Raw genomic sequence first — 1,459 nt, forward strand, 5'->3', positions numbered from 1 at the left:
TCTTGAGTTCAACCGGTCGTCGCAACACCGGTTTGTTGGATCGACAGTAGTTGTTCGTTGAGGGCTTCGGCGGGTGTCTTCCATCCGAGTGTTTTGCGGGGTCGGGTGTTGAGTGCGTGGGCTACGGCTGCGAGTTCTTCTTCGTCCCATCGCGATAGGTCTGTGCCTTTGGGGAAGTATTGGCGCAATAGTCCGTTCGTGTTCTCGTTCGTTCCTCGTTGCCAGGGGCTGTGGGGGTCGGCGAAGTAGACCTGCAGCCCGGTGTCGATGCGAAGGCGGGCGTGCTGGGCCAGTTCCTTGCCGCGGTCCCAGGTCAGCGAGCGGCGCAGCTCCTCGGGCAGGGTGGTGATCGTGGTGGCGATTGCGTCTTTCACGGCCTGGGCACCGCGGCCGGCCAGCGCCGGGCCGTTCTTCACTCGGGGCTCGGTTCCGTAGCCGTCCATCCGGGGCAGGTGCAGCAGCAGGGTGAACCGTGTCGTTCGGTCCACCAGCGTGCCGATCGCGGACCGGCCGGTGCCGATGATGAGGTCGCCTTCCCAATGGCCCGGTATCGCGCGGTCCTCGGCCTCTGCCGGCCGCTGGCTGATCATCACCTCCGGGGTGACATGGCCGCTGGCGCGCTGCCTGGAGCGTGCCCGGGGGACCCTCAGAGCACGGCCGGTGCGCAGGCAGGCGACCAGTTCGCGCTTCAGAGCGCCCCGTCCTTGGATGAACAGTGCCTGATAGATCGCCTCGTGCGAGATCCGCATGGACCCATCCTCGGGAAAGTCGACCTTCAACCGGTGGGAAATCTGCTCCGGACTCCAGCCCGAAACCCAGCTCCGATCCTGCCGCCGGGGCTTGTTGCGGCCCTTCCACTCCGGAACCCACGGTCCCGCGGCGATCAACCCGCCCGGAGTGCGGACGGCGCCCGACAACCGTTCCTGAACATAAGCGCGGAGCCGGTCGTTGACGGTCAATTTCGCTGCTTTGGGCCGTCGCGCCCGGCGCTCGGCATGCCACTGAGCCACCGACGCCCGGTATTCCACCGAATACGACCGCGAGGAGGCATTCCGCCGCAACTCCCGTGAAATGGTCGACGGTGAACGCCCCAAAATCCTCGCGATCTCCCGCACACCGGCCTGCCGGGCGCGCAACAGCGCGATCTCTTCCCGCTCCGCGAACGACAGATAGCGCCCCGACACCGCCGGAGCAAGACAAGGTCCCACCCCGCCAGCCTGGCGAAACCACCGAGTCCCCACCGCCTGGGACACGCCGATCCCGACCGCGGCATCCTCCGAACTCGACCCCCGCGCGATTGCTCGCCAGAACCGGACACGATCCTGGCGCCAAGCAACCGTCGGCCGCCCCGGCGACGGAATCTGCCCCCGATACAACCGGACAGCCCGCTGCCGCTTCCCCACACCCACCAACAACACCTCCAGCTACGAGGTGTTGCAACGACCAGTTGAATCCACCA

1 protein-coding gene is annotated in these 1,459 nt (G+C 66.6%); it reads right to left on the reverse strand.

What is annotated here, in order from left to right; translation table 11 throughout:
• Positions 1–8: 8 nt before the first annotated feature.
• Positions 9–1,409: an IS30 family transposase gene (locus ABD140_RS39775; protein WP_344248230.1), complete on the reverse strand. Its 1,401-nt coding sequence runs from the start codon at positions 1,407–1,409 to the stop codon at positions 9–11.
• Between the last annotated feature and the right edge of the window lie 50 nt (positions 1,410–1,459).

It is taken from the genome of Actinocorallia libanotica, from assembly GCF_039525175.1.
GTDB classification, from domain to species: Bacteria; Actinomycetota; Actinomycetes; order Streptosporangiales; family Streptosporangiaceae; genus Actinocorallia; species Actinocorallia libanotica.